Raw genomic sequence first — 22012 nt, 5'->3', positions numbered from 1 at the left:
ACCGCTTCGGTCATAAGACCGGTTGATGGCCCCACCACCGACACGCCACGACGACCACCCACCACCGCACCGGACCACCGCCAACCACGCCCGCCCCCAACCACGCCCGTCCGCCACCACCCGCGCCACCCGCCACGCCCGCCCACCAGCCGCCGCCCACGCAGCCCCGCGCCTGCGGGCACCCACCGCCGTCACCCGCAGCGCGCACCACCCCCAGCCGCCGGCCGCAACCGCCCGCCACGCCCGCCCACCAGCCGCCGCCCACGCAGCCCCGCGCCTGCGGGCACCCACCGCCGTCACCCGCAGCGCGCACCACCCGCAGCCACCAGCCGCAACCGCCCGCCACGCCCGCCCGCCACGGCCACCCCCATCGCCGCCGGCCGAAACCCCTCGCCGTCGCGCGGCTTCGAACCGCCACCGCCCGCGCCGGCCGGGCGGAGGCGCGGCCCGGCGCAGCGCGATCAAGCGGCAGGGCAATCAAGCGGCAGGGTGATCCGCGAGAGCGGCCCGGCGGCAGCCCGATCCAGCAGCAGCGCGATCGACGAGCGCGATCCGGCGGCAGTGGCGGTCGGGCTCCACCGCGGTTCCCCCGTCAGCCGGCCGCGAGGTGCGGCACCGCGCCGTACTCCGGGTGTCCGGGCAGCCAGCCCGCGTAGCGCGGGTTGCGCTCGGCCGTCTCCCGGTACGCCTCGGCGGCGTACCGCAGCACCTGCGGGCCGAACGCGGCGGCCGGGCCCTCCGGGTCCCAGCCGATCAGGTGCCGCCACCGCAGGGGCGCGCCGGCGAGCGGCATCGCGACCAGGCCCGGCGTGCGGCGGAAGGTCGGCTGGCACAGCGCCACCGCGTCGCCCGACGCGGCCAGGTCGACGCAGCTGTTGACGTCCACTTCGTACATCGTGCGCGGGGTGAAGCCGGCTCGGCTGCACGCGGCCACGAAGCAGTCGCCGAAGCACCCGTCGCCGGGCGTCACCGCCCACTGCATGTCCTTCAGCGCCCCGAGTTCCACCTCCTCCAGCAACGTGAACGGGTGGTCCTCGGGCATCAGCACGAACACCGGGTCGACCGCGATCACCTGCCACGTCAGCCCGTGCTCCGACGGCGGTGGGGCGTCGCCGCACACGCCCACCAGCACGTAGTCCAGCCGTCCGGCGGCCACCATGGCGGACAGCTCCGAGCCCGACCACGACACCTGCGTGGACACGTGCGAGCCGGGGTGGGCCTCGGTGAGCCGGTGCACCAGCCCGCCCAGCATCGGGCCGTTCACCGCGCCCACCCGGTAGCGCTCGGCGGGCGCGTCGTCGTCCACGAGCCGCAGCGCGTCCTCCTGCAACCGGGAGAACGCGGGCAGCAGCACGCGCGCCCGTTCCAGCACCAGCTCGCCCAGCGCGGTCGGCCGGGCCCCCTTGTGGTCGCGCTCGAACAGCTTGCCGCCGAGCAGTCCTTCGATCCGGTGGAGCTGGGCCGTCAGGGCGGGCTGGGCGAGCCCCAGGACGGAGGACGCCTTCGACAGGCTGCCCGCGTCTGCGATCGCGCAGACGACCCGCAGGTGCCGCAGTTCGAGCTTCATCCGTCGGACGTTAGGTCACGCTCCCGGTCCAGTCGACCACTCACCGAACAGCACCCGATCGTGACTGCGGTGCCCGCAGTTTTACGTGCCCGCCCGACCACTGCCGGTAGTACCTTCGGCACTCTTCGTGGACAGGCAGGAGCACGTGATGACCTTCCACCCGCCCGTGCCGCGCCACCTCGGCCGCCGCTGGACCGCGCGACTGGTCGACTGGGTCCTGGTGCTGGCGGTCACCTCGCCGGTCTGGCTGCTGACGCTGGGGCACGTCAAGCACAGCGCCGCGCTGGAGACGGCCTCCGTCGCGGGCGACGGCGTGACCGGGCTGCTGTCGCTCCGGTTCGGCGACATGGGCGACAGCGCCTCGTCGGGCCTGGCCGAGGTCTGGGGCACGGTCACGTCCTCGGTCGCCGCCACGGTGCTGGCGCAGGTGCTCGTCGTCGCGGCCTATGACGTGGGCATGCACGTGTGGTTCGGGCGGACGGTCGGCAAGGTGGTCACCTCGCTGGTCGTCGTCCCCGTGGGCGGTGGCAGGCGGATGCGGTTCGGGCAGGCGGTGAAGCGCACGGCGTTCACCGTGCTGCTGCCCGCCCTGGCCTGGGTCGCGTGGATCGTCGGGTTGCTGCGGCTCGACGTCCCGCTGCTGCTGCTCGGGTTCGTGCTGGTGGTCCTGTCCGTGGTCGAGTGCCTGTCGTTGCGCGGGCCGACGTGCTGGCACGACCGCCGCAGCCGCACCGTCGTGCAGCCGGTCGACTGGGCCGCGCGGTTGGCCGCGCTGCAGAACTCCCACGCCTGGCAGCTCGCCCAGCAGGCGCCGGGACGGGTGGCGGAGCGGGGCAGGCTGCTCCGGGAGCGCTTCGGCACCGGTGAGCCGCCGGCCCGGTGATCGAGGACGGCCGCACGGTCAACCAGGTGACCGGGGGCGCGGTCGCCGGACCGGTCGTCCAGGCCGGGCGCATCGACGCGGTCCACTTCCACTCCGCGCCGCGCGACGGGCGGTGGCTGTGGGTGGTGGCGGCGGCGTTGTCGAGCGTGACGGCGTCCTCGGTGTGGCTTTCGGTCCATCGCACGGTGGGCGGCGTCGAGGGCGTGCTGAGCGGGTGCGCGGTCGTCGCGGCGGTGGTGGCGCTGGTCCTGCTCGCGGTCGTGCTCGGCAGGCGTGATCGCCGGCCCGCGGTGGACGTCGGCGAGGCGCGGACCCGGCTGGCCGCGGCGGTGTCGACGCAGTGGCACGGCGAGTGGGTCGGCCGGGGCATGCTGCGCTCGCCGCCGCTGCCGGTGGCGTGGTCGGCTCGGGGCCGCGCGGAGCGGTCGGACCTCGACGGGCCGGTGACGGCGGCCCGGCTGCTGCCCGTGCGGCGGCTGGTCGTGGTCGGTCCGGGAGGGTCGGGCAAGACGGTGCTCGCCGTGCGGCTGACCCTGGACCTGCTCGCGCACCGCCGGGCGGACGAGCCGGTGCCGGTGCCGCTGGCCCTGGCGCTGTGGGACCCGGAGCGGCAGGTGCTGCGGGACTGGATCGCCGGGCGGCTGGAAGCCGACTACGGGATCACCGGGGGCGCGGAGCTGGTGGCGGCCGGGGCGGTGCTGCCGGTGCTGGACGGCCTGGACGAGGTGGCCGAGCCGCTGCGGGCGGTGGCGGTGGAGGCGGTGAACGCCCAACTCGGCCCGACCGACCCCGTCGTGCTGACCAGCAGGCCGGACCCGGCGTTGGCGGGGCTGGCGGGGGTGACGACGTTCGAGCTGGCCGGCGTGGACGTCACGGACGCGGTGGCGCACCTGGGCGGGGGCTGGCGGCGGGTGGCGGCGCACCCGCCGGTGGCGGCGGCGCTGACGTCGCCGCTCATGGTGTCCCTGGCCCGGTCCGTCCCGCGCCCGGACGACCTGCTCGACCTGCCCGACGAGGCGTCGGTGCGGGTGTTCCTGCTGGAGTCGTTCATCGCGGAGACCTACTCCGACCGGGCGCGGCCGGCGGGCGCGGCCCGCAGACCGCGCCACCGCGGCCCCGGTCCGCGGCGCTGGCTCGGCTTCCTCGCCCGGCACCTCGAACGCCGGGGCACGCCCAACTTCGCGTGGTGGGAGCTGCGGGGCGCGCTCCCGGTCGGGCGGCTGGAGGTCGGCGTGGGCGTCCTGGCCGGCCTGGTGTGGGCGGGGGTGGCGGCACCGCTCGGGCCGAGGGCGATCGGCCTGGGGGTCGGCCCGGTGGTGGGCCTGCTGTTCGGCGCGGCGTTCTGCGTGGGGTACGCGGCGGTCCGCACGGGCGCTCCGCCGCACCGGGGCGGTTCCGGTGACGGCGGCTTCCGCGGCCTGCCCACCTGGGCGGACGTGGCGTGGCGGCTGCGGCACGGGGCGTTGGCCATCGCCGTGGCGTGGGTGGTCGCGGCGGGCGTCACCGGGGGTCGCGCGTCGGCGGGTCGCCCGGCGGGCGCGCCGGTCGCGGGGGCGATCGCCGGCCTGTCGGCCGCGCTGCTGGCGGGTCTCGTGGTCGGGGTCGTGGCGGGCGCGCTGCTGCGCGGCGCGGAGGGCCTGGACGCGCGCGTGGCCACGGTCCGGGCCCGCACGCCGGACGCGACCCTGCGGCGCGACCGGGTGTCCACGGTCGTGGTCGGCACGATGTTCGCCGTCGTGGTCGGGGTGATCACCGGGGGCGCGGTCGGGATCGCCGCGGGCGACCTCGGCGCGGGCGCGTGGGCGGCGGTGGGCGGCGCGGTCGCGGGCGGTCCGGCGGCGGTGGTCGTGTTCACCGCGTGGGCGGCCTACGTGCCGGCCCGGGTGTGGCTCGCGCTGCGGCGCGACCTGCCGTGGCGGCTGGGCGCGTTCCTGGCCGACGCGCACCGGCTGGAGGTGCTGCGCCAGTTCGGCACGACCTACCAGTTCCGCCACCTGGCGTTGCGGGAGCGCCTGGCGCGGCCCCCGGTTGGCAATGGACACAGTGTGCGCTGATCATGGCAAGCGTGGACACTTCGCCGCTGCCCACGCACGCGGGCCGACCGGAGGATGCCGGGATGGAAATCGCGCCGAACCGCCCGCACGAAGGGTGTTTCACGAGCGTAACAGGGAAGTGACCGATGGCCCTTGACTCCGCAACCCAGGTCACAGCCGATCCCGACGGCCGCGTCGAGCTGCCCGACCACTCCGCGATCGCGGACAGCCCGCACTACAACCACGACCTCGCGCCGGTGCCGCTGGAGCGGCGCACCTGGTCCACGTACAACTTCTTCGCGCTGTGGATGGGCATGGCGCACAACATCCCGAGCTACACGCTGGCCGCGTCGCTGGTGGCGCTGGGGATGGACTGGGTGCAGGCGTTCCTGACCATCACCCTCGGCAACCTCATCGTGCTGGTCCCGATGCTGCTCAACAGCCACGCGGGCACGAAGTACGGCATCCCGTTCCCGGTGTTCGCCCGCGCGTTCTACGGGATCCGGGGCGCGAACCTGGTGGCGTTGCTGCGGGCGTTCATCGCGTGCGCGTGGTTCGGCATCCAGACGTGGGTGGGCGGCAAGGCGCTGCACGTGATCGTGGGCCGGTTGGCGGGCGACGGGTGGGTGCACGCGCCCGTCGTGCTGGGCCAGGTGTGGACGCTGTGGCTGTGCTTCCTGGCGTTCTGGGTGGTCCAGATGGTGATCATCTGGCGCGGCATGGAGGCGATCCGCCGGTTCGAGAACTGGACCGCGCCGCTGGTCAGCGTCGGTTTCCTGGTGCTGCTCGGGTACGTGGCGGTCAAGGCGGGCGGGTTCGGCCCGATCCTGTCCGAGCCGTCGAAGCTCGGCTGGGGCGCGGACTTCTGGAAGGTGTTCTTCCCGGCGCTCATGGGCATGATCGCGTTCTGGTCCACGCTCTCGCTGAACATGCCCGACTTCACCCGGTTCGGCGGCAGCCAGCGCAAGCAGGCCGTCGGGCAGGTCCTCGGCCTGCCCACCACGATGTCGTTCATCGCGATCGTGGCGATCCTGACCACGTCCGGCGCGATGGCCCTGTACGGCGAGGCGATCTGGGACCCGGCGGAGCTGGCCAGCCGGTTCGACAGCACCGCCGTGGTGCTGGTGGCGTTGGTGGCGCTGGTGCTGGCGACGGTGTCGGCGAACCTCGCGGCGAACGTGGTGAGCCCGTCGTACGACTTCTCCAACGCGTTCCCGAAGAAGATCACCTTCGCGGTGGGCGGCCTGGTCACGGGCGTGATCGGCATCGTGATCCAGCCGTGGCGGCTCATCTCCGACCCCGGCATCTACATCTTCGCCTGGCTCGGCTTCTACGGCGGCCTGCTGGCGTCCGTGGCGGGCGTGTTCGTGGCCGGCTACTGGATCCTGGCCAAGACCCGGCTGGAGCTGCCGGACCTCTACCTGGCCGGGCGGGGCGCGTACTGGTTCAAGGCGGGCTGGAACTGGCGGGCGGTCGTCGCCACGCTGGTGGGCTCGGTGCTCGCGGTCGGCGGCGCATACAACGGGCCGTTCCCGGCCGACGGCCTGATCCCGTTCCTCAAACCGCTCTACGACTACAACTGGGTCGTCGGCCTGGTCGGCGGCATGCTCGTCTACCTGGCGCTGGCGCCACGGAGGGAGAACGCGTGAGCAACATCATCCGAGCGGGTCTGGTGCAGCAGAAGTGGACCGGCGACAAGGACACGATGATCGCGAACGCGGTCGAGGCGGTCCGCTCCGCCGCGTCGCAGGGCGCGCAGGTGGTGTGCCTGCAGGAGTTGTTCTACGGGCCGTACTTCTGCCAGGTGCAGGACGCGGACTACTACTCCTACACCGAGGGCATCCCCGACGGCCCGACCACCGAGCTGATGTGCGAGCTGGCCGAACAGCTGGGCGTGGTGCTCGTCGTGCCGATGTACGAGGAGGAGCAGCCGGGGATCTACTACAACACCGCGGCCGTGATCGACGCGGACGGCAAGTACCTCGGCAAGCACCGCAAGAACCACATCCCGCAGGTCAAGGGGTTCTGGGAGAAGTTCTACTTCAAGCCGGGCAACCTCGGCTACCCGGTGTTCGACACCGCCGTGGGCAAGGTCGGCGTCTACATCTGCTACGAGCGGCACTTCCCCGAGGGCTGGCGCGCGCTGGGCCTGAACGGCGCGCAGATCGTGTTCAACCCCTCGGCGACGAGCCGGGGCCTGTCGGAGTACCTGTGGCGGCTGGAGCAGACCGCGGCGGCCGTGGCGAACGAGTACTACGTCGGCACGATCAACCGTGTGGGCGTGGAACCGCTGGGCGACAACGAGTTCTACGGCCAGTCGTACTTCGCCGACCCGCGCGGCCAGTTGGTGGGCGAGGCGGCGTCGGACACCGAGGAGGAGGTCGTCGTCCGCGACCTGGACATGGACCTGCTCGCCGAGGTCCGCAACCTGTGGGCGTTCTACCGCGACCGCCGTCCCGACACCTACGAAGGGCTGGTCCGGCCGTGAGCATCCTCATCAAGGGCGGCACGGTGGTCAACGCCACCGGCGCGGTCGCCGCCGACGTGCTGGTGGACGGCGAGAAGATCGTCGCGCTGCTCGCGCCCGGTTTCCCGGTGCAGGCGGACGAGACGATCGACGCCGGCGGCAAGTACGTGATCCCCGGGGGCATCGACGCGCACACCCACATGGAGATGCCGTTCGGCGGCACGTTCTCCGCGGACACGTTCGAGACGGGCACGATCGCCGCCGCGTGGGGCGGCACCACGACGATCATCGACTTCGCCGTGCAGGCCAAGGGCACCTCGCTGCTGTCCACGTTGGACAAGTGGCACGCCAAGGCGGACGGCCGGTGCGCCGTGGACTACGGGTTCCACATGATCGTCTCCGACGTCACGGACACGTCGTTGAAGGAGATGGAGTCCTGCATCGACGCGGGCGTGAACACGTTCAAGATGTTCATGGCCTACCCCGGCGTCTTCTACGCCACCGACGGCGAGATCCTGCGCGCCATGCAGAAGGCGCGGGAGACCGGCGCGACGATCATGATGCACGCGGAGAACGGCATCGCGATCGACCAACTGGTCGCGCAAGCGCTCGCGCAGGGCCGCACCGACCCGGTCGAGCACGGCCTGACCCGGCCCGCTGAGCTGGAGGGCGAGGCCACCTCGCGCGCCATCACGCTGGCCAAGGTGACCGGGTCGCCGCTCTACATCGTGCACCTGTCCGCCGCCCAGGCGCTGGACGCGGTGACCAAGGCCCGCGACACCGGGCAGAACGTGTTCGCCGAGACCTGCCCGCAGTACCTCTACCTGTCGCTGGAGGACCTGGCGAAAACGGACTTCGAGGGCTCGAAGTACGTGGCCTCTCCCCCGCTGCGGCCCAAGGAGCACCAGTCCGAGCTGTGGCGCGGCCTGCGCACCAACGACCTGTCGGTGGTGTCGACCGACCACTGCCCGTTCTGCTTCAAGGACCAGAAGGAGCTGGGGCGCGGCGACTTCTCCAAGATCCCCAACGGGATGCCGGGCGTCGAGCACCGGGTGGACCTGCTGCACCAGGGCGTGGTCAAGGGCGAGATCACGCTGGAGCGGTGGGTGGAGATCGCCTCCACCACGCCGGCCCGCATGTTCGGCCTGCACCCGCGCAAGGGTGTCATCGCGCCCGGCGCGGACGCCGACGTGGTGGTGTACGACCCGACCGCGCGGCAGGTGATCTCGGCGGCCACGCACCACATGAACGTCGACTACTCGGCGTACGAGGGCATGGAGATCACCGGCAAGGTGGACACCGTGCTCTCGCGCGGTCGGGTGGTCGTGGACGCCGGCGGTTTCCACGGCGCGGCCGGTCACGGCCGGTTCCTGTCCCGCGAGCTGAACCAGTACCTGGTGTAGGGGGCGACGTGGACTTCGGGGTGGTGCTCCAGACCGACCCGCCGGCGCGGGACGTGGTGGCCGGGATGAGGGCCGCGGAGGACAACGGCTTCCGCTACGGCTGGACGTTCGACTCGGTCGTGCTGTGGCAGGAGCCGTTCGTCATCTACTCGCAGGTGTTGGCGGCGACGAAGGACCTGGTCGTCGGCCCGATGGTGACCAACCCGAGCACGCGGGACTGGTCGGTCACGGCGTCGCTGTTCGCCACGCTCAACGACATGTTCGGCAACCGCACGGTGTGCGGCATCGGGCGCGGCGACTCGGCGCGCCGGGTGATCGGGCAGAAACCCGCGTCGCTGGCCACCCTCGGCCGGGCCATGACGGTGATCAAGGAGCTGGCCGAGGGGCGGGAGGTCGAGCACCACGGCACACCCGTGCGCATCCCGTGGGTGCGCGACGGCAGGCTGGAGGTGTGGATGGCCGCGTACGGGCCGAAGGCGCTGCGGATGGTCGGCGAGCAGGCCGACGGGTTCATCCTCCAGACCGCGGACCCGGACATCGCCCGGTGGACCATCGGGACCGTGCGCGAGGCGGCCGTCGCGGCGGGCCGCGACCCGGCGTCGATCACCATGTGCGTGGCCGCGCCCGCGTACGTCGGCACGGACTTGGCGCACCAGCGCGACCAACTCCGCTGGTTCGGCGGCATGGTCGGCAACCACGTGGCCGACCTGGTCGCGCGGTACGGCGACTCGGGCGCGGTGCCGACCGCGCTGACCGACTACATCAAGGGCCGGGAGGGCTACGACTACAGCCACCACGGCCGGGCGGGCAACCGGTCGACGGACTTCGTGCCGGACTCGATCGTGGACCGGTTCTGCCTGCTCGGCCCGGCGTCCGCGCACGTGGACCGGTTGCAGGAGTTGCGCGAGGTCGGCGTGGACAACTTCGCGCTGTACCTGATGCACGACGACAAGGACAAGACGCTCACGTCGTACGGCAACGAGGTGATCGGCCGGGTGTGAAACCCCGACGCCGGTTCCCGGGCGCGGTCCCGGGACCGGCGTCGATCACCGTCGCGGCGGTCCGCCGAGGAACGCGCGCCAGGCGGTAGGCGTGAAGGCCAGGCGCGGCGCGGTGTTCTTGGAGTCCCGCACGCCGACGACCTCCGGGGCGAACGCCACCTCCACGCACTCCGTGTTCGCCCCCTGGCTGTAGCTGCTCTTACGCCACTGCCTCGTCTCCGGCCCCACGCTGTTCCTCCCGCAGTCGGTCGTAACGGTCCGCCCATGCTGCGAACACCAACCGCGATTGTTCCTCACTCAGCGCCACCCGGTCGAGGTCATTGCAGGCTTGCTCGAACTGGGCGGTGGTCTCGGGTGCGTCCGAGAGCACGGACAGCGGCCCGGCCTCGACGTACGACACGGGAGGGTGATCGGCGAAGGTCATGAAGCTGAACGCCGCCGCAGTCAGCGTCCGGGGCAGTTGATCTTCGAAAGTCACCAGCCGCACGCCACCGCGGAACAGCAGTTGCAACAACTGCTCGTACATCACCTGCGGACCGCCCACCACGTGGTGCAGCACGGATTCGAGCAGGAAGAAGTGCCCCGCGGGCGGCTTGGGCCGGTCGAAAATCCTCTGCCGGGCCATCCGCTCAGCCACGCGGTGCTCACCGTCGGTCGGGTCGATCAGTGCGGCGGCGTAGTCGGCGGTTTGGAGCAACCCTGGGATGGTGACGAGTTGGTACGACCAGATGACCTCGGCGGTCTGCTCGTGCAGGAGGAGCGCGCGCAGGCTGTCGGGCACCGCGATCTCGTGCGGCCGGACGAGGTGGCCCGTGTTCCGCTCCTCGGCCAGGTCCATGATGTGCTCGTAGGTCGCCTGGTCGGACCGGAGGTGGCCGACGTAGCGGGCGATGTCCAGCGGGCTCGTGCCGCGCAGTCCGCGCTCCACCTTCGATATCCGGGCTTGGGACCAACCCAGCTCCTCGGCCAGGTCCCCGAACTTGACGGTCGACCGGCGGCGGGCTTGGCGGAGGGCATCGCCCAGCTCGCGGCTGAGCGCATTCGACGCGCGTGACTCCATGCGGGCACGCTAGGGCGTCTGACCAGCCGGTTCCAGCCTGAACGCGTGGTTTCAGCCCAAGAGGTCAGCGCGGTACCGGCGGGCCACGATTGACCCGTTCGGGGGTCGTCGCCGGCGCTGGAGCACCCGGAATTGTCGGACCCCGTTGCTACGTTCGCCGCATGATCCTCCCCACTGAGACCGAAGAGGCCCGTTTCTGGGCGATGTTGGAAGACGCGTGGACCGGCCTCGGCCCCGGTCCGAACGAGGTGCGGCGCGCGTTGGCCAAGCGCGACGTGTCCGAGGACGCCTTCGAGGAGGCCGCCGAGCTGGAGGAGCACCTGCCGGCGGTGCTGCGGGCGCTCGCGGCGGCGTCGGCCGACCTCTCCGCCGAGGAGTTGACCGCGCTGGACCGGGTGGCCGAGCGCAAGCTGTACGAGATCGACCGGGCCGACGTCCAGGAGGTCACCGACGGCTCGGACGACGGTTTCCTCTACGCGCGCGGGTTCATCCTCGCGCTGGGCCGGGAGTTCTACGAGGCCGTGGTCCGCGACCCGGGGGTGGCGGTGGTGGACGCCGAGTGCGAGGAGTTCTGCTACTTCTTTGCCCACTTGCACGACCGCCGGTTCGGGGGTTTCCCGGAGACGGGGTCGGGGATCTCCCGGGAATCGGGGTCGAACCCGGCGGGGTGGGCGGTGTAGCGGGTACCGTCGAACGCGTGATCGACTTCGAGAAGCAGTCCGTCTTCAAGCTGGCCCCGTGCCGGCCGGAGGACATCGCGTCGCAGGTGTCGCCGATCCTGATCCAGGGCGAGCAGATCGTGTCGAGCTTCAAGACGGTGCGGGACTTCGTGGTGTTCACCAACAAGCGGGTGATCGCGGTGAACGTCCAGGGCATGACCGGCCGGAAGAAGGACTTCACGTCGCTGCCCTACAGCCGGGTGCAGGCGTTCTCCATCGAGACCGCCGGCACCTTCGACATGGACGCCGAGCTGGACCTGTGGTTCAGCGGCCTGGGGCAGGTGCGGCTGGAGTTCAAGGGGCACGCCGACGTGCGGCTGCTGGGGCAGATGATCGCGACGTTCGTGCTCTGACCGCCGGGACCGCGCACGGGCCACCGCACGAACGCCGGGACGCCCGCGACCCCTGCACGCCCGACCGCACGCGGCCCACGACCGCGCGCCCACGACGCGCATCCGCGCCGGCCGGCGAAGCCGACCTGCCACCCAGCACCACCGAACCCGGCCGACTCCCGCCGGACGCCGCCCGCGACGGCGCACCGACGCGGGCGCGGGCCGGGATGCGGCGCAGCGCGCGGGCGGTGCCGGAGGCCGGACGGTGCCGGATGCCGAGCGGTGCCGGATGCCGAGCGGTGCCGGAAGCCGGCCGGTGCCGGAAGCCGGCCGGTGCCGGAAGCCGGACGATGTCGGAGGTCAGGCGGTGCCGGAAGTCGGACGGTGCCGGAAGTCAGGCGGCTGCGGGGTCGCGAACGGCCCGCACCCGCGCCAACCACCCGCCCGCGACCCGCACCCCGTGCCGACCACAGGCGGCCCGCGCGTCCCGGCACGCCCCGGTCCCGGCCGCCCGAACCCGTCCCTCGGGCGGCACCGAACGCGGTCGAACCCCGCCCGTCACTCCGGCGAAAGGGAGTTCCAGGCCGCTTCGAAGGTTTCCCGGGTGATCGGCTTGATGGGGTCGTCGTGCGGGTCGAGCGGCTCGTCGGTGAGACCGCCGTAGACGTCCTCCATCCGCCGCCACGAGTAGCGGTGCACCCCGCCGGCCGAGGGCAGCTCGACCTGCCGGATCGCGATCAGCTCGCCCTCGTACTCCACGGCCTCGTAGAGCGCCCGCGCGCCCTCGTCCACCCAGCCCTCGACGTCGACGAACTCGAAGTACAGGCGCGGCCGGTTCGACTGCTCCAGCGCGCGGTACCAGGCGACGACGTCGTCCATCCGGCTCGAGATCCCGATCATCGGACCGAACGGGTCGTGCCGTCCCACTCGGCCAGCGCGCCGGGCAGGACCTCGGCCAGTTGCACCGGGTACACCGTCGCGTCGGTGGACGCCAGCTCCTCCAGCGACCACCACCGGTGCCGGCGGATGGTCCGCCGCTCGACCTCGTTGAACCGTGAAGTGTCCACGTCGATCCCGTCCACCTTTCCGACGAAGAACCACTCGACCGCCGCGTAGCTCAAGCCGTCGAGGGCGAACGCGGCGTGCCGCTTCCACACCGGCCCGATCAGCTCGTCGCCGGACACCCGCGCGCCGGTCTCCTCGTACACCTCCCGCACGGCCGCCGCCCGGAGGTCCTCCCCCGGTTCGACGCCGCCGCCGACCGTGAACCAGAACAGCTCGTCCGGCCGGCTCGGGAGGAAGCCCTCGAACAGCAGCACCCGGTCCTCGGCGTCCAGCAGCACCACCCGCGCCGCCACGCGCGGCGTGAGGGCCGGCGCCTCGGTGTCGCCGCCGGGTTCGGCGATCTCGAAGTACGACGGCGTGGGCGCGGTGCCCGCGAGCCGCAGCCACCGCACGGACCGCCGCCGGCGCAGCGCCAGCGTGTCCCGCACGGCGTCGTTGTGCACCCGCCGGGCCAGCACGACCCGCTGCTCGGCGTCGGACAGCTCGGCCGCCAGCGCGGGCTCCAGCACGGACCGGTCGAGCCCTTCGAGCAACGCCGACAGCCGGTTCTCCGCCGCCTCCCGCTCCGACCGCGCGGCCTGCTCGGCCCGGTCCGCCGCCGCCCGCAGCTCCGGCTTGTCGCACACCGCCGCCACCGCCCTGGTCACCACCGCCCGCCGCGCCAGGGCCGCGTCCAGCGCCGCCCAGGCGGCGTCCGTGCGCACGTGCAGCCGGTCCAGCCGGTTGGCCGTGCCGAGCGTCCACGGACCGACCAGCACGGCCACCGCCAGCAGCACCAGGAACGTCGTCGCGACGCCGGAACTGGTCACGCCTCACCCACCCGACGGGGATCTGCCGCCATGGCGCTCTCATACACCCGCAGGACCTGGTTCGCGACCACCGACCAGTCGAACATCATGACGCGGTGCCGCGCCGCGTCGACGTAGTCGGCCCGCCGCGCCGGGTCGGTCAGCACCTCGCGCAACGCGGCGGCCAGGGCGGACGGGTCGCCGACCGGGGTCAGCACGCCCGCCTTGCCGTCGTCGAGCACCCGCCGGAACGCGTCGAGGTCGCTGGCCACCACCGCCGCGCCCGCCGACATCGCCTCGGTGAGGATGATCCCGAAGCTCTCGCCGCCGGTGTTGGGCGCGCAGTAGACGTCCACGCTGCGCAGGGCCCGCGCCTTGGTCTCGTCGTCCACCATGCCGAGGAACACCACCCGCGACGCCAGCTCCGGCCCGGCCTGCTCGCGCAGCTCGTCCTCGTCGCCGCGCCCGACCACGAGCAGCCGCACCTCCGGCAGGTCCAGCTCGCGGAACGCGTCGAGCAGCACCGGCATGCCCTTGCGCGGCTCGGTGTACCGGCCGACGAACCCGACCGTGCCGCCGGGGCGCGGGTAGCCGGGCAGCGGGGTGGCGTCGGCGAAGAACCCGACGTCCACGCCGTTGGGGATCTCCACCGCGTCGCCGCCCAGGTGCTCCACCTGCACGCGGCGGGCCAGCGCGGACACCGCGATCCGGGCGGTGACCTTCTCCAGGAACGGCTGGAGCACGGCCTGGAACGCCGACAGCATCTTCGACCGGGGCGTGGAGGTGTGGAACGTGGCCACGATCGGGCCGTCGGCCACCATCAGCGCCAGCATCGACAGCGACGGCGCGGTGGGCTCGTGCAGGTGCAGCACGTCGAAGTCGTGCTCGGCGATCCAGCGCCGGACGCGGGCGAACGACACCGGACCGAACGACAGGCGCGCCACCGAGCCGTTGTACGGGATGCCGACCGCGCGGCCGGCCGGGGTGACGAACTCCGGCACCGGCGTGTCGTCGTCGGCGGGCGCGAGCACCTCCACCTCGTGCCCGAGGCGGCGCAGGGCGCGGGCCAGGTCGACCACGTGCGCCTGCACCCCTCCGGGCACCTCGAAGGAGTACGGGCAGACGATGCCGACCTTCACGCGTGCTCCCCGCGGCGCGCCAGCACCCGCCGCAGCGCCTTCTGCCTGCTCTCGGGCAGGTCGGCCAACCACAGCCGCTGCATCATGTGCCAGTCGGTGGGGTGGGCGGCGATGTCGGCGGCGAACACGTCGGCGACCTGCTGGGTCGCCGCGGCCACGCCCGCCGTGCCCGACACCCGGATCGGGGGGTGCATCCGGATGCCCCAGCCGTCCTCGGTGAACCACAGGCCGGCCGGGATGAGCGCCGCGCCGGTGGTCGCGGCCAGGTGCGCGGGACCGGCGGGCATCAGGGTGCGCTCGCCGAAGAACGTGACGGGCACGCCGCCCGCGGTGAGGTCGCGGTCGGCGAGCAGGCAGACGACCTGGTTGGCGCGCAGCCGCTCGGCGAGCACGACCGCCGGGTTGCGGTCGCCGCCGGTCAGCGGCACCACCTCGAAGCCGAGGCCCTCCCGGAACGCGATGAACCGCCGGTACACCGACTCGGGCTTGAGCCGCTCGGCGACGGTGGTGAACGTGCCGCAGTGGCGGACCAGCCAGACGCCCGCCATGTCCCAGTTGCCGCAGTGCGGCAGCGCGACCACCGCGCCGCGGCCCTCGGCCAGCGCGGCGTCGAGGTTCTCCGCGCCGCTCAGCGTGCGGTCCAGCTCCGCGTAGACCTGGTCGAGGTCCATCGAGGGCAGCCGGAACGCCTCGCGCCAGTACCGCGCGTACGAGCGCACCGCCAGCCGGACCAGCTCGTCCAGCTCCGCCTCGCCCGCCCGGGGCACGACCCGGCGCAGGTTGGCCCGCAACTGGCTCACCCCGCCACCGCCGCGGCGCGCGGCCCGGTCCGCGCCCAGGTCGAACAGCGCCCCCGCGGCCCGCTCCGGCAGCAGCCGCACCAGCCGCCACCCGGCCGCGTAGCCGAGGTCGACCAGGCGCTCCCTGACCGCCCGCCCGGTCACGACCCCTGCTCCTTCGCCGACCGGCTCACGGCCAGCACCCGCTGCGCCACCGTGATGGTGACCAGCGCGGCGAGCAGGTACAACGCCACCGGCAGGACGTAGGGCACGCCGAGCCCGTGCAGGCCCACGCCGACCAGCGCGACGATGAACCGCTCGGCCCGCTCGGCCAGGCCGCCGTCGGCGGACAGCCCGGACGCCTCCGCCCGCGCCTTCACGTACGAGGTGACCTGCGCGCCGACCAGCGAGACCAGGGTGGCCGCGGCCAGCCCGTGCTCGCCCTCGCCGAACGCCCACCACGCGACGGCGGCGAACAGCGCGCCGTCGGCGATCCGGTCGCAGGTCGCGTCCAGCACGGCGCCGAACTTCGTGCCGCCGCCCTGGGCGCGTGCCATCGCGCCGTCGATCAGGTCGAACAGCACGAAAGCGGTCACCAGGGCCGCGCCCGTGAACAGCTGCCCGCGCGGGATGAACCACAGCGCGGCGGCGACGGAGCCGACGGTGCCCAGCACCGTGACGGCGTTCGGGGTGAGGCCGCGGCGCAGCAGCCACGCCCCGACCGGATCGGTGACGCGCGAGACCGACGCGCGGGCGAAGATGTTCAGCATGGGGCGGCGGGGCACCTACCGACGGGGACGACGTGTCCCGCGCAGCCTAACCACCCAGCTCAGCCGAGCTTGCGGTGGTCCCTGGAGATCTGCTCCAGCAGGTCTTCCAGCGCGTCGCCGCGCACCGCGAGCCGTTCGAGCCGGCTGAACAGGGACAGGTACTCGCGCACGTCGTGCGGGTCGGTGATGGTCGCGTTGCCGGTCAGCACGCTCAGCGTCACCACCCGTTCGTCGTAGACCTGGAACCCGTGCAGGGCGACCATGTTGGCGTCCGCGGTCCACGGCACGACCCCGAGTTGGACGTTCGGTCTTCGCATGATCTGCACGAGGTGGTCGATCTGCTCGCACATGAGGTCGGCGGACCCCATGCGCCAGCGCAGCGCGCTCTCCGCGAGCAGGAAGACGAACCGCTTGCCCAGGTCGTCCATGCGGGCACGGCGGCTGCGCAGGGTGGCGATCGCGCTGTCCTGCTCGTGCGGGGGCATCGTGTTGTGCACGACGCGCAAGTAGTTCTCGCTCTGCAGCAGCGCGGGCACGCCCGCGTTCTGGAAGAAGCGGCTGGTGGTGGCACGGGCCTCGATACGGGCCACGGTCTGCTGGTGGCGGTGGGCCCCCCGGTGCAGCACCACCCGGCGGGTCTCCGCCTCGGCGTGCAACTGGCGGGCCAACTCGACCAGCTCGACCCTGGTCTCCCTGGTCGCGGACAGCTCGGCGACCAGGCGCTCCACGTCGGTCACGGACGGGAGGAGCATGCCGTTCTCGATCTTCGACAGCTTGGACTGGCTCATCCCGGTAGCGCGCGCCGTGGCCGTTCCGGTCATCTTGGCCTCGGTGCGCAGCCTTCGTAACTCGCGCGAGAGCCGTTCTCGGGCCAGCCGCGAACGCTCAGGTGCGGTCATGCAACGCACCGTATCGACGCCTCACCCCTCTTGACGATCGGCCAGGAAGGTGTCTGAGGGTCGGCCGACCGTCGCTGCGAGGTGATCTCCGGCACGCTCGCGCCACCTGCACGTGCACCCGATCGTGCAGGTACCTCTGTGCTAGGGCGGTTGCGCCGGTCAGGGGTTCCGGGGCGGCCCGTCCGCCCGACCGTGACGCGTCCTCAGAAGGTCACCCGCAGCAGGACCAGGTCGTTGTCCACCAGCCTGATCTCGACCCCGGTGATGTCGGACCGCGCCAGCTCCGTCGTCGCGGTCGGCCGCGTGGTGGACCCGGGACCGGCCGTCCACGTCGCAACGCGCTCCGACCGGCCGTCGGCGGAGAGCACGTGCAGGGCGTAGGCGAAGGTGGGCGTAGGGGGTCCGTCCGGCACGGCGTAGGAGCACAGCACGTCGATCCGGGTGCCCCACGGCTCGTCCACCAGCCGCACGCTGGCCGTCACCGGGCTGGGCAGGGCCTGCTGCATCGGCACGTCGGGCGCAGGCGTCGGCGCGGGGTCGGCGGTGGGGGTCGCGGCGGGGGCGGCCGGTCGCACGGCCGTCGCGACCGCCGCCCCCGTCAACGCCGCGCAGACCAGCGCCGCGGCGACCCACAGCCGGGCCCGCCGCCGGCGCGACCGCTCGGCGGCGGCCAGGTCCGACAGCAGCGCCGCGGGCGGCTCGTCGGGCACCGCCCCCGGTTCGAGCAGGTCGACCGCCCGGTCGCGGGGCACCGCCGAGAGGATGCCGGGCACGCCCGCGAAGGCGGCCACGTCACCCGAGCACTCCGGGCACCCGGCCAGGTGCCCCTCGAACTCCCGCCGTTCGCCGGGCGACAGCGAACCCAGGACGTACGCGGCACCCCAGTCCCGGTACGGATCGACTGGCGAGCTCAACGTCCGGTGACCCCCTTCTCCTCCAGCGCCAGCCGCAGCGCCCGCAGACCGTAGTGCAACCGCGACTTCACGGTGCCCTCCGGCAGGTCCAGTGCGACGGCCAGCTCGGCGACGGACTGGCCCATGTAGTACGCACGCACGATCACCGTGCGGTGCTCCGGCGTCAACTGGGTGAGCACGTCGGCCACCAGCCACGCGTCCAGGGCCGAGTCGCTGGGGTCGGACCTGGCCCGCTCCGGCGGCCGTGCCGAGCCGATCTCCCAGCGGGCGCGGGCGCTGCGGCGCTCGTCGATCACCACGTTGCGCGCCACCGTGTAGAGCCACGCGCGGGCCGCCGCCGCGCCCTGTTCCAGCACCTTCGGGTTGCGCCACGCGCGCAGCAGGGCCTCCTGCACCACGTCGCGGGACAGCTCGTCGTCGCCGGTCAGCCGGCGCACGTACCGCCACAGCGCGGGCGCGTGCTCGTCGTGGAGGGAGCGCAGCAGGTCGATGTGGGTGTCGTTGATCGCGCACCTCCTGGGCTAGTCGTGGAGCAGCGGTTCCCGGGTGGCGGCGCGGAAGTCCGGTCGGCGCTTGGCGAGGAACGCCGCCGTGCCCTCGCGCATGTCGTCGGTGGTGAACGCCTCGCGGAACGCGTCCAGCTCGACGGCCAGCCCGGCGGCCACCGTCGTCCCGGCGGAGGCGTTCACCGCCGCCTTGGCCAGCGAGACCGCCGTGGCCGAGTTGCCCGCGATCCGGTCGAGCACGGCGCGTGCGGCGGCCAGCATCCCACCCCGGTCGTCGAACACCGCGGTGACCAGGCCGAGGCGCAGCGCCTCGGCCGCGTCGATGTGCCTGCCGGTGTAGATCAGCTCACGGGCGAGCGCGGGGCCGACCAGGCGTTGCAGCCGGACGCAGCCGCCGAAGCCGGGGATCAGGCCGAGCACGACCTCCGGCTGGCCGAACACGGCGCGCCGGGTCGCGTAGGCGAAGTCGCAGGCCAGCACCAGCTCGCAGCCGCCGCCGAGCGCGTACCCGTCCACGCACGCGACGACCGGGCACGGCACCTCCTCCAGCAGCCGGGTGACGCGTTGGCCGAGCCGGCCGAACCGCTCGCCCTCGTCGGGGGTCATGGCGGCCATCTCGCGGATGTCCGCGCCCGCGACGAACGCCGGGCCGGGCGCGCCGGTGAGGATGACGCCGCGGGGCGCCGGGCCGGCGAGGACGCCGGAGAAGAAGTGGTCGAGTTCGGCCAGCACGCGGCCCGACAGGGCGTTGCGCGCCGGTGGCCGTGAGACGGTGACCGTCGTGACGCCGTCCTGTTCGTCGATGAGCAAGGTCGAGTAGTCCACGGAGTCTCCTCACGAGTCCCAGATGGCGCCGAAGGCCGGCACGCCCCGGGCTTCCAGCTCCTCCACGACGTGCCAGGTCGTCTTCTTGTTGGAGATGCAGATCACCGCCTCGGCGTCGAACTCCCGGTGCGCGCGCAGGGCCAGCTCGACCAGGTCGGGCTTGCCGTCGCGGACGGTGTCCCAGACCAGCGCCTCCGGCTGCACGGCCTCGATCTCGTCCACCAGCGCGTCGCCGTAGGTCTCGCGGGGCGTGCGGGTGGACCACACCAGGCGCGACGGGGTCTCCCGCGACAGCAGGTGCGGCAGGCACGGCCCGATGCCGCTGCCCGTGGCGACCCACACCACCCTGGTGAACAGCTTGTCGATGTTGCCGACGCCGGCCGTCGGCACGCCCTTGACCCACAGGTGGGTCGGCAGGTCGTCGATCAGCGAGCCCGTCCAGTCGCCGGCGCGGGACACGGTGAGCCGGAACCCGGTGCGGCCGGGCGTCGGCACGTTCGCGAACGAGTGCCACTCCAGCAGCGGGTTGCGGCTGATCGCGGTGGACGAGCCCGCGAACGGCGTCACGCCGTAGTCGAACGAGACCAGCGCGACGTGCCGCGACGGCCGGGTGATCCGCACCGGCACGCGGCGCAGCCGGACCCACGGCAGGACGACGCTCGCCACCACCAGCAGGAGCAGCCAGAACTGGAGCGAGCCGGCGAAACCCGGCTGCCGGGACGCGTGCACCGCGAACAGCGCGAGCACCGTCCAGCCCGCGAACCGGTGCACCCGCTCGAAGAGGTCGTGCCGGCTCGCGCGCAGGCGCGGCAGGGCGAACACGACCATGCCGGCCATCAGGGCGAGGATCGTCCACGTCAGGGGGTCGTTCAGGGTCCAGGCCAGGGCGGCGAACCAGGCCGTGGCGGACACCGCCGCGCCCACGTGCAGGCCGCCGAAGTGGTAGACCTTGCCGAGCGCCCAGCGGACCTTGAGCGGCCACGTGGTCGGCGCGCTGGTGGCGAGCCGGAACAGCAGGTTGATCACGTGCTGCTGGCGGACCAGCACGGCCAGCGCGACGTTGACCACGACCAGGTCGGCGATCGCCTGCGCGGAGTCCACGCCGAACGCGACCGCGGTGTTGGCCAGGAGGACCGCGGCGGCGAGGCGGTTGTGGTGGGTGAACGGGCGTCGGCGGAGCCGCAGCCGGACCGACGGCGGGTCGGTGCGCGTGGTGGTCATGACGCGGCCACCAGTAACGACAGCGCGGCGCGGTCCACCTTGCCGCGGTCGGTCAGCGGCAGGTCGTCCACGGCGACGACCTCGGCCGGCACGCAGTAGTACGGCAGGACGCGCGCCACGGCGTCCTTGGCGTCGTCCGGCGCGACCGAGGCGGGGCTGACGACACCGACGAGCCTGCCGTCGTGCAGGACGGTCGTGGCGCGGACGCAGCCGGGCGCGGTCTCCAGGGCCGAGGTCACCGCGTCCAGCTCGACCCGGAAGCCGCGGACCTTGACCTGGTCGTCGGTGCGGCCGTGGTGCTCCAGCTCGCCTTCAGGCGTCCAGCGGCCCAGGTCGCGGGTGCGGAACATCAGGTGGTCGCCGCCCAGGAACGGGTCGGGGCGGTAGCGCTGGGCGGTCAGCACGTCGTTGCCGAGGTAGCCGGCCGTGACGCAGGCGCCGCCCGCCCACATCTCGCCGACCTCGCCGATCGGGCACGGCCGCAGGTCGTCGTCCAACACGTAGACCGTGGTGTTGGGCACCGGGCGGCCGATGGTCAGCCGGCCGACGCGGGGGTCGTAGCGCTGCACCGTGTTGACGATCGTGACTTCCGTGGGGCCGCAGGCGTTGTGGAAGGTCGCGCGGGCGGACCAGGCGTCGGCCAGGGCTCGGGGGCAGCGCTCGCCGGCCACGGCGACGACGCGCACGTCGGGGCACCGCCGGGGGTCCAGTGTGGACAGCACGCCGGGGGTGGCGATGAGGACGGTGGCGGTTTCGGCCGTGCGGGCGATGTCGCGGCCGCGGATGACGGACGTCGCGCCGTGCGTGAGCGCGCCGAAGACCTCCCACACGGCCATGTCGAACGCGATGTTGAGCAGTTGGGCGACCCGGTCGCCGGGGCGGATGCCCAGGTCGCCCGGCTCGGTGAGCAGGACGTTGCACAGGTTGGCGTGGGTGACGCGGACGCCGTTGGGGACGCCGGTGGTGCCGGAGGTGAAGATGACGACGGCGATGTCGCCGCTTTCCGCTCCCGGTGCGGTGACGCGGCGGTCCGGGAGGGTGTCGAGGGCCAGGACGGTGGGCGCGTCGAGCGCGGGGGCGTGCTCGCTGGTGGTGAGGACGACCTCGATGGCGGCGGTGCGGATCACGTGGTCGAGGTGCGGGCGCGGGGTGATGCGGACGTCCTGCGGCACGTAGGCCGCGCCGACCTTCAGCACGGCCAGGATGCCGACGACCATGTGGGTGGAGCGGGTGAGGAACACGCCGACGTGGTCGCCGGGCCGGACGCCGGCGTCGAGGAGCGCGGCGGCGACGACGTTGGCGCGGTGGTCCAGTTCGCCGTAGGTCAGGCAGGAGCCCTCGTGCTCGACGGCGCGGGCGTGCGGCGACCGTGCGGCGTGGGCTTCGAAGGCGTGGTGGATGCGGTGGAACGGCGGCGTGACGGCGGGGCCGTGGCCGAATCGTCGGAAGAGCGGGCGGTCGTCCGGGGGCGGTCCTGGCACGGCGGGTGGCTCGGTCATGGCTGTCACGGGGTGTGCGCCTCTCGTCAGCCGGGCGTGGTCACCCGGTCTGAACGAGACAGCCCCGCGGTCCGTTCAAGGGGACCGGCAAAAATATTTGAAGATTCGCCAACCCGCACCACCGCGTGTGTCGAACCCCCAG

Annotated in this window: 22 protein-coding genes; 8 read left to right on the top strand and 14 right to left on the bottom strand. The window is 73.1% G+C overall.

The genetic code is table 11. The annotated features are described in order from the left end of the window. Positions 1 to 592: 592 nt before the first annotated feature. Positions 593 to 1567 carry a LysR family transcriptional regulator gene (locus tag ACWEFJ_RS10790; protein ID WP_378085119.1) on the bottom strand — a complete coding sequence of 325 codons (975 nt, stop codon included), beginning with the start codon at positions 1565 to 1567 and terminating at the stop codon, positions 593 to 595. A gap of 148 nt (positions 1568 to 1715) precedes the next feature. On the opposite strand from ACWEFJ_RS10790, the gene ACWEFJ_RS10785 reads away from it, so the two are divergent. From ACWEFJ_RS10785 to ACWEFJ_RS10760, 6 genes are all read left to right on the top strand, one after another. After that, positions 1716 to 2450, top strand: a complete 735-nt coding sequence (locus ACWEFJ_RS10785; RefSeq protein WP_449713613.1) for an RDD family protein — start codon at positions 1716 to 1718, stop codon at positions 2448 to 2450. Further along, positions 2447 to 4504, top strand: a complete 2058-nt coding sequence (locus ACWEFJ_RS10780; protein ID WP_449713612.1) for a hypothetical protein — start codon at positions 2447 to 2449, stop codon at positions 4502 to 4504. Before ACWEFJ_RS10785 ends, ACWEFJ_RS10780 begins: the two co-directional genes overlap by 4 nt. Positions 4505 to 4629: 125 nt before the next feature. After that, positions 4630 to 6132 (top strand): NCS1 family nucleobase:cation symporter-1, encoded by a 1503-nt coding sequence (locus ACWEFJ_RS10775; protein ID WP_378085125.1) that lies wholly within the window; start codon positions 4630 to 4632, stop codon positions 6130 to 6132. Then, positions 6129 to 6971, top strand: a complete 843-nt coding sequence (locus tag ACWEFJ_RS10770; RefSeq protein WP_449713611.1) for a nitrilase-related carbon-nitrogen hydrolase — start codon at positions 6129 to 6131, stop codon at positions 6969 to 6971. The genes ACWEFJ_RS10775 and ACWEFJ_RS10770 overlap by 4 nt, the downstream gene beginning before the upstream one ends. After that, positions 6968 to 8353, top strand: a complete 1386-nt coding sequence (gene hydA / locus ACWEFJ_RS10765) for a dihydropyrimidinase (protein ID WP_449713610.1) — start codon at positions 6968 to 6970, stop codon at positions 8351 to 8353. The genes ACWEFJ_RS10770 and hydA overlap by 4 nt, the downstream gene beginning before the upstream one ends. Before the next feature lie 8 nt (positions 8354 to 8361). Continuing rightward, positions 8362 to 9354: a TIGR03842 family LLM class F420-dependent oxidoreductase gene (locus tag ACWEFJ_RS10760; protein ID WP_378085132.1), complete on the top strand. Its 993-nt coding sequence runs from the start codon at positions 8362 to 8364 to the stop codon at positions 9352 to 9354. A 45-nt stretch (positions 9355 to 9399) separates the two neighbouring features. On the opposite strand, the gene ACWEFJ_RS10755 is transcribed toward ACWEFJ_RS10760, so the two are convergent. Together ACWEFJ_RS10755 and ACWEFJ_RS10750 are read right to left on the bottom strand one after the other, a co-directional pair. Next, the gene (locus ACWEFJ_RS10755; RefSeq protein WP_449713609.1) at positions 9400 to 9582 is read right to left on the bottom strand and encodes a DUF397 domain-containing protein; all 183 of its coding nucleotides are present in this window, start codon (positions 9580 to 9582) and stop codon (positions 9400 to 9402) included. Then, positions 9554 to 10414 (bottom strand): helix-turn-helix domain-containing protein, encoded by an 861-nt coding sequence (locus ACWEFJ_RS10750; RefSeq protein WP_449713608.1) that lies wholly within the window; start codon positions 10412 to 10414, stop codon positions 9554 to 9556. Before ACWEFJ_RS10750 ends, ACWEFJ_RS10755 begins: the two co-directional genes overlap by 29 nt. Positions 10415 to 10575: 161 nt before the next feature. Here ACWEFJ_RS10750 and ACWEFJ_RS10745 point away from each other — a divergent pair, with 161 nt between their 5' ends. Continuing rightward, on the top strand, positions 10576 to 11094 hold the full coding sequence (locus tag ACWEFJ_RS10745) for a DUF4240 domain-containing protein (RefSeq protein ID WP_449713607.1): 519 nt from the start codon (positions 10576 to 10578) through the stop codon (positions 11092 to 11094). Positions 11095 to 11111: 17 nt separating this feature from the next. After that, complete coding sequence (locus tag ACWEFJ_RS10740; protein ID WP_378085141.1) at positions 11112 to 11486, top strand: PH domain-containing protein; 375 nt, start codon at positions 11112 to 11114, stop codon at positions 11484 to 11486. 537 nt (positions 11487 to 12023) lie between these two features. Here the strand turns inward: ACWEFJ_RS10740 and ACWEFJ_RS10735 are convergent. The 11 genes from ACWEFJ_RS10735 to ACWEFJ_RS10685 form a co-directional block, all read right to left on the bottom strand. Then, a complete protein-coding gene (locus ACWEFJ_RS10735; protein WP_378085143.1) occupies positions 12024 to 12365 on the bottom strand; it encodes a hypothetical protein in 342 nt (113 codons plus the stop codon). Further along, positions 12362 to 13339 carry an NUDIX hydrolase gene (locus tag ACWEFJ_RS10730; RefSeq protein ID WP_378085145.1) on the bottom strand — a complete coding sequence of 326 codons (978 nt, stop codon included), beginning with the start codon at positions 13337 to 13339 and terminating at the stop codon, positions 12362 to 12364. The genes ACWEFJ_RS10735 and ACWEFJ_RS10730 overlap by 4 nt, the downstream gene beginning before the upstream one ends. Continuing rightward, on the bottom strand, positions 13336 to 14457 hold the full coding sequence (locus tag ACWEFJ_RS10725) for a glycosyltransferase family 4 protein (RefSeq protein WP_449713606.1): 1122 nt from the start codon (positions 14455 to 14457) through the stop codon (positions 13336 to 13338). The genes ACWEFJ_RS10730 and ACWEFJ_RS10725 overlap by 4 nt, the downstream gene beginning before the upstream one ends. Continuing rightward, positions 14454 to 15401, bottom strand: a complete 948-nt coding sequence (locus tag ACWEFJ_RS10720) for a phosphatidylinositol mannoside acyltransferase (RefSeq protein ID WP_449713605.1) — start codon at positions 15399 to 15401, stop codon at positions 14454 to 14456. Before ACWEFJ_RS10720 ends, ACWEFJ_RS10725 begins: the two co-directional genes overlap by 4 nt. After that, entirely contained in the window at positions 15398 to 16006 is a 609-nt protein-coding gene (gene pgsA / locus ACWEFJ_RS10715; protein ID WP_378085151.1) for a phosphatidylinositol phosphate synthase, read from the bottom strand. Before pgsA ends, ACWEFJ_RS10720 begins: the two co-directional genes overlap by 4 nt. Before the next feature lie 59 nt (positions 16007 to 16065). Further along, complete coding sequence (locus tag ACWEFJ_RS10710) at positions 16066 to 16905, bottom strand: helix-turn-helix domain-containing protein (protein WP_378085153.1); 840 nt, start codon at positions 16903 to 16905, stop codon at positions 16066 to 16068. A gap of 203 nt (positions 16906 to 17108) precedes the next feature. Next, on the bottom strand, positions 17109 to 17819 hold the full coding sequence (locus ACWEFJ_RS10705; RefSeq protein ID WP_449713604.1) for a zf-HC2 domain-containing protein: 711 nt from the start codon (positions 17817 to 17819) through the stop codon (positions 17109 to 17111). Continuing rightward, positions 17816 to 18325 carry a sigma-70 family RNA polymerase sigma factor gene (locus ACWEFJ_RS10700; protein ID WP_378085242.1) on the bottom strand — a complete coding sequence of 170 codons (510 nt, stop codon included), beginning with the start codon at positions 18323 to 18325 and terminating at the stop codon, positions 17816 to 17818. The genes ACWEFJ_RS10705 and ACWEFJ_RS10700 overlap by 4 nt, the downstream gene beginning before the upstream one ends. 15 nt (positions 18326 to 18340) lie before the next feature. Next, a complete protein-coding gene (locus ACWEFJ_RS10695; protein ID WP_449713603.1) occupies positions 18341 to 19150 on the bottom strand; it encodes an enoyl-CoA hydratase/isomerase family protein in 810 nt (269 codons plus the stop codon). A gap of 9 nt (positions 19151 to 19159) precedes the next feature. Further along, positions 19160 to 20371, bottom strand: a complete 1212-nt coding sequence (locus ACWEFJ_RS10690) for a ferredoxin reductase domain-containing protein (RefSeq protein WP_378085159.1) — start codon at positions 20369 to 20371, stop codon at positions 19160 to 19162. Continuing rightward, positions 20368 to 21870 carry an amino acid adenylation domain-containing protein gene (locus tag ACWEFJ_RS10685; RefSeq protein WP_449713602.1) on the bottom strand — a complete coding sequence of 501 codons (1503 nt, stop codon included), beginning with the start codon at positions 21868 to 21870 and terminating at the stop codon, positions 20368 to 20370. The genes ACWEFJ_RS10690 and ACWEFJ_RS10685 overlap by 4 nt, the downstream gene beginning before the upstream one ends. Positions 21871 to 22012: the final 142 nt, after the last annotated feature.

It is taken from the genome of Actinosynnema sp. NPDC004786, from assembly GCF_053601135.1.
The sequence above is the reverse complement of the archived record's forward strand: the minus strand, read 5'-3'. Positions and strand labels throughout refer to the sequence as shown.

Bases quoted from the DNA above. Each gene is read 5' to 3' on its own strand.
- ACWEFJ_RS10690 (WP_378085159.1), bottom strand. From the start codon at position 20,371: ATGACCACCACGCGCACCGACCCGCCGTCGGTCCGGCTGCGGCTCCGC.
- ACWEFJ_RS10750 (WP_449713608.1), bottom strand. From the start codon at position 10,414: ATGGAGTCACGCGCGTCGAATGCGCTCAGCCGCGAGCTGGGCGATGCC.
- ACWEFJ_RS10775 (WP_378085125.1), top strand. From the start codon at position 4,630: ATGGCCCTTGACTCCGCAACCCAGGTCACAGCCGATCCCGACGGCCGC.
- pgsA (WP_378085151.1), bottom strand. From the start codon at position 16,006: ATGCTGAACATCTTCGCCCGCGCGTCGGTCTCGCGCGTCACCGATCCG.
- ACWEFJ_RS10685 (WP_449713602.1), bottom strand. From the start codon at position 21,870: ATGACCGAGCCACCCGCCGTGCCAGGACCGCCCCCGGACGACCGCCCG.
- ACWEFJ_RS10790 (WP_378085119.1), bottom strand. From the start codon at position 1,567: ATGAAGCTCGAACTGCGGCACCTGCGGGTCGTCTGCGCGATCGCAGAC.
- ACWEFJ_RS10785 (WP_449713613.1), top strand. From the start codon at position 1,716: ATGACCTTCCACCCGCCCGTGCCGCGCCACCTCGGCCGCCGCTGGACC.
- ACWEFJ_RS10710 (WP_378085153.1), bottom strand. From the start codon at position 16,905: ATGACCGCACCTGAGCGTTCGCGGCTGGCCCGAGAACGGCTCTCGCGC.
- ACWEFJ_RS10745 (WP_449713607.1), top strand. From the start codon at position 10,576: ATGATCCTCCCCACTGAGACCGAAGAGGCCCGTTTCTGGGCGATGTTG.
- ACWEFJ_RS10735 (WP_378085143.1), bottom strand. From the start codon at position 12,365: ATGATCGGGATCTCGAGCCGGATGGACGACGTCGTCGCCTGGTACCGC.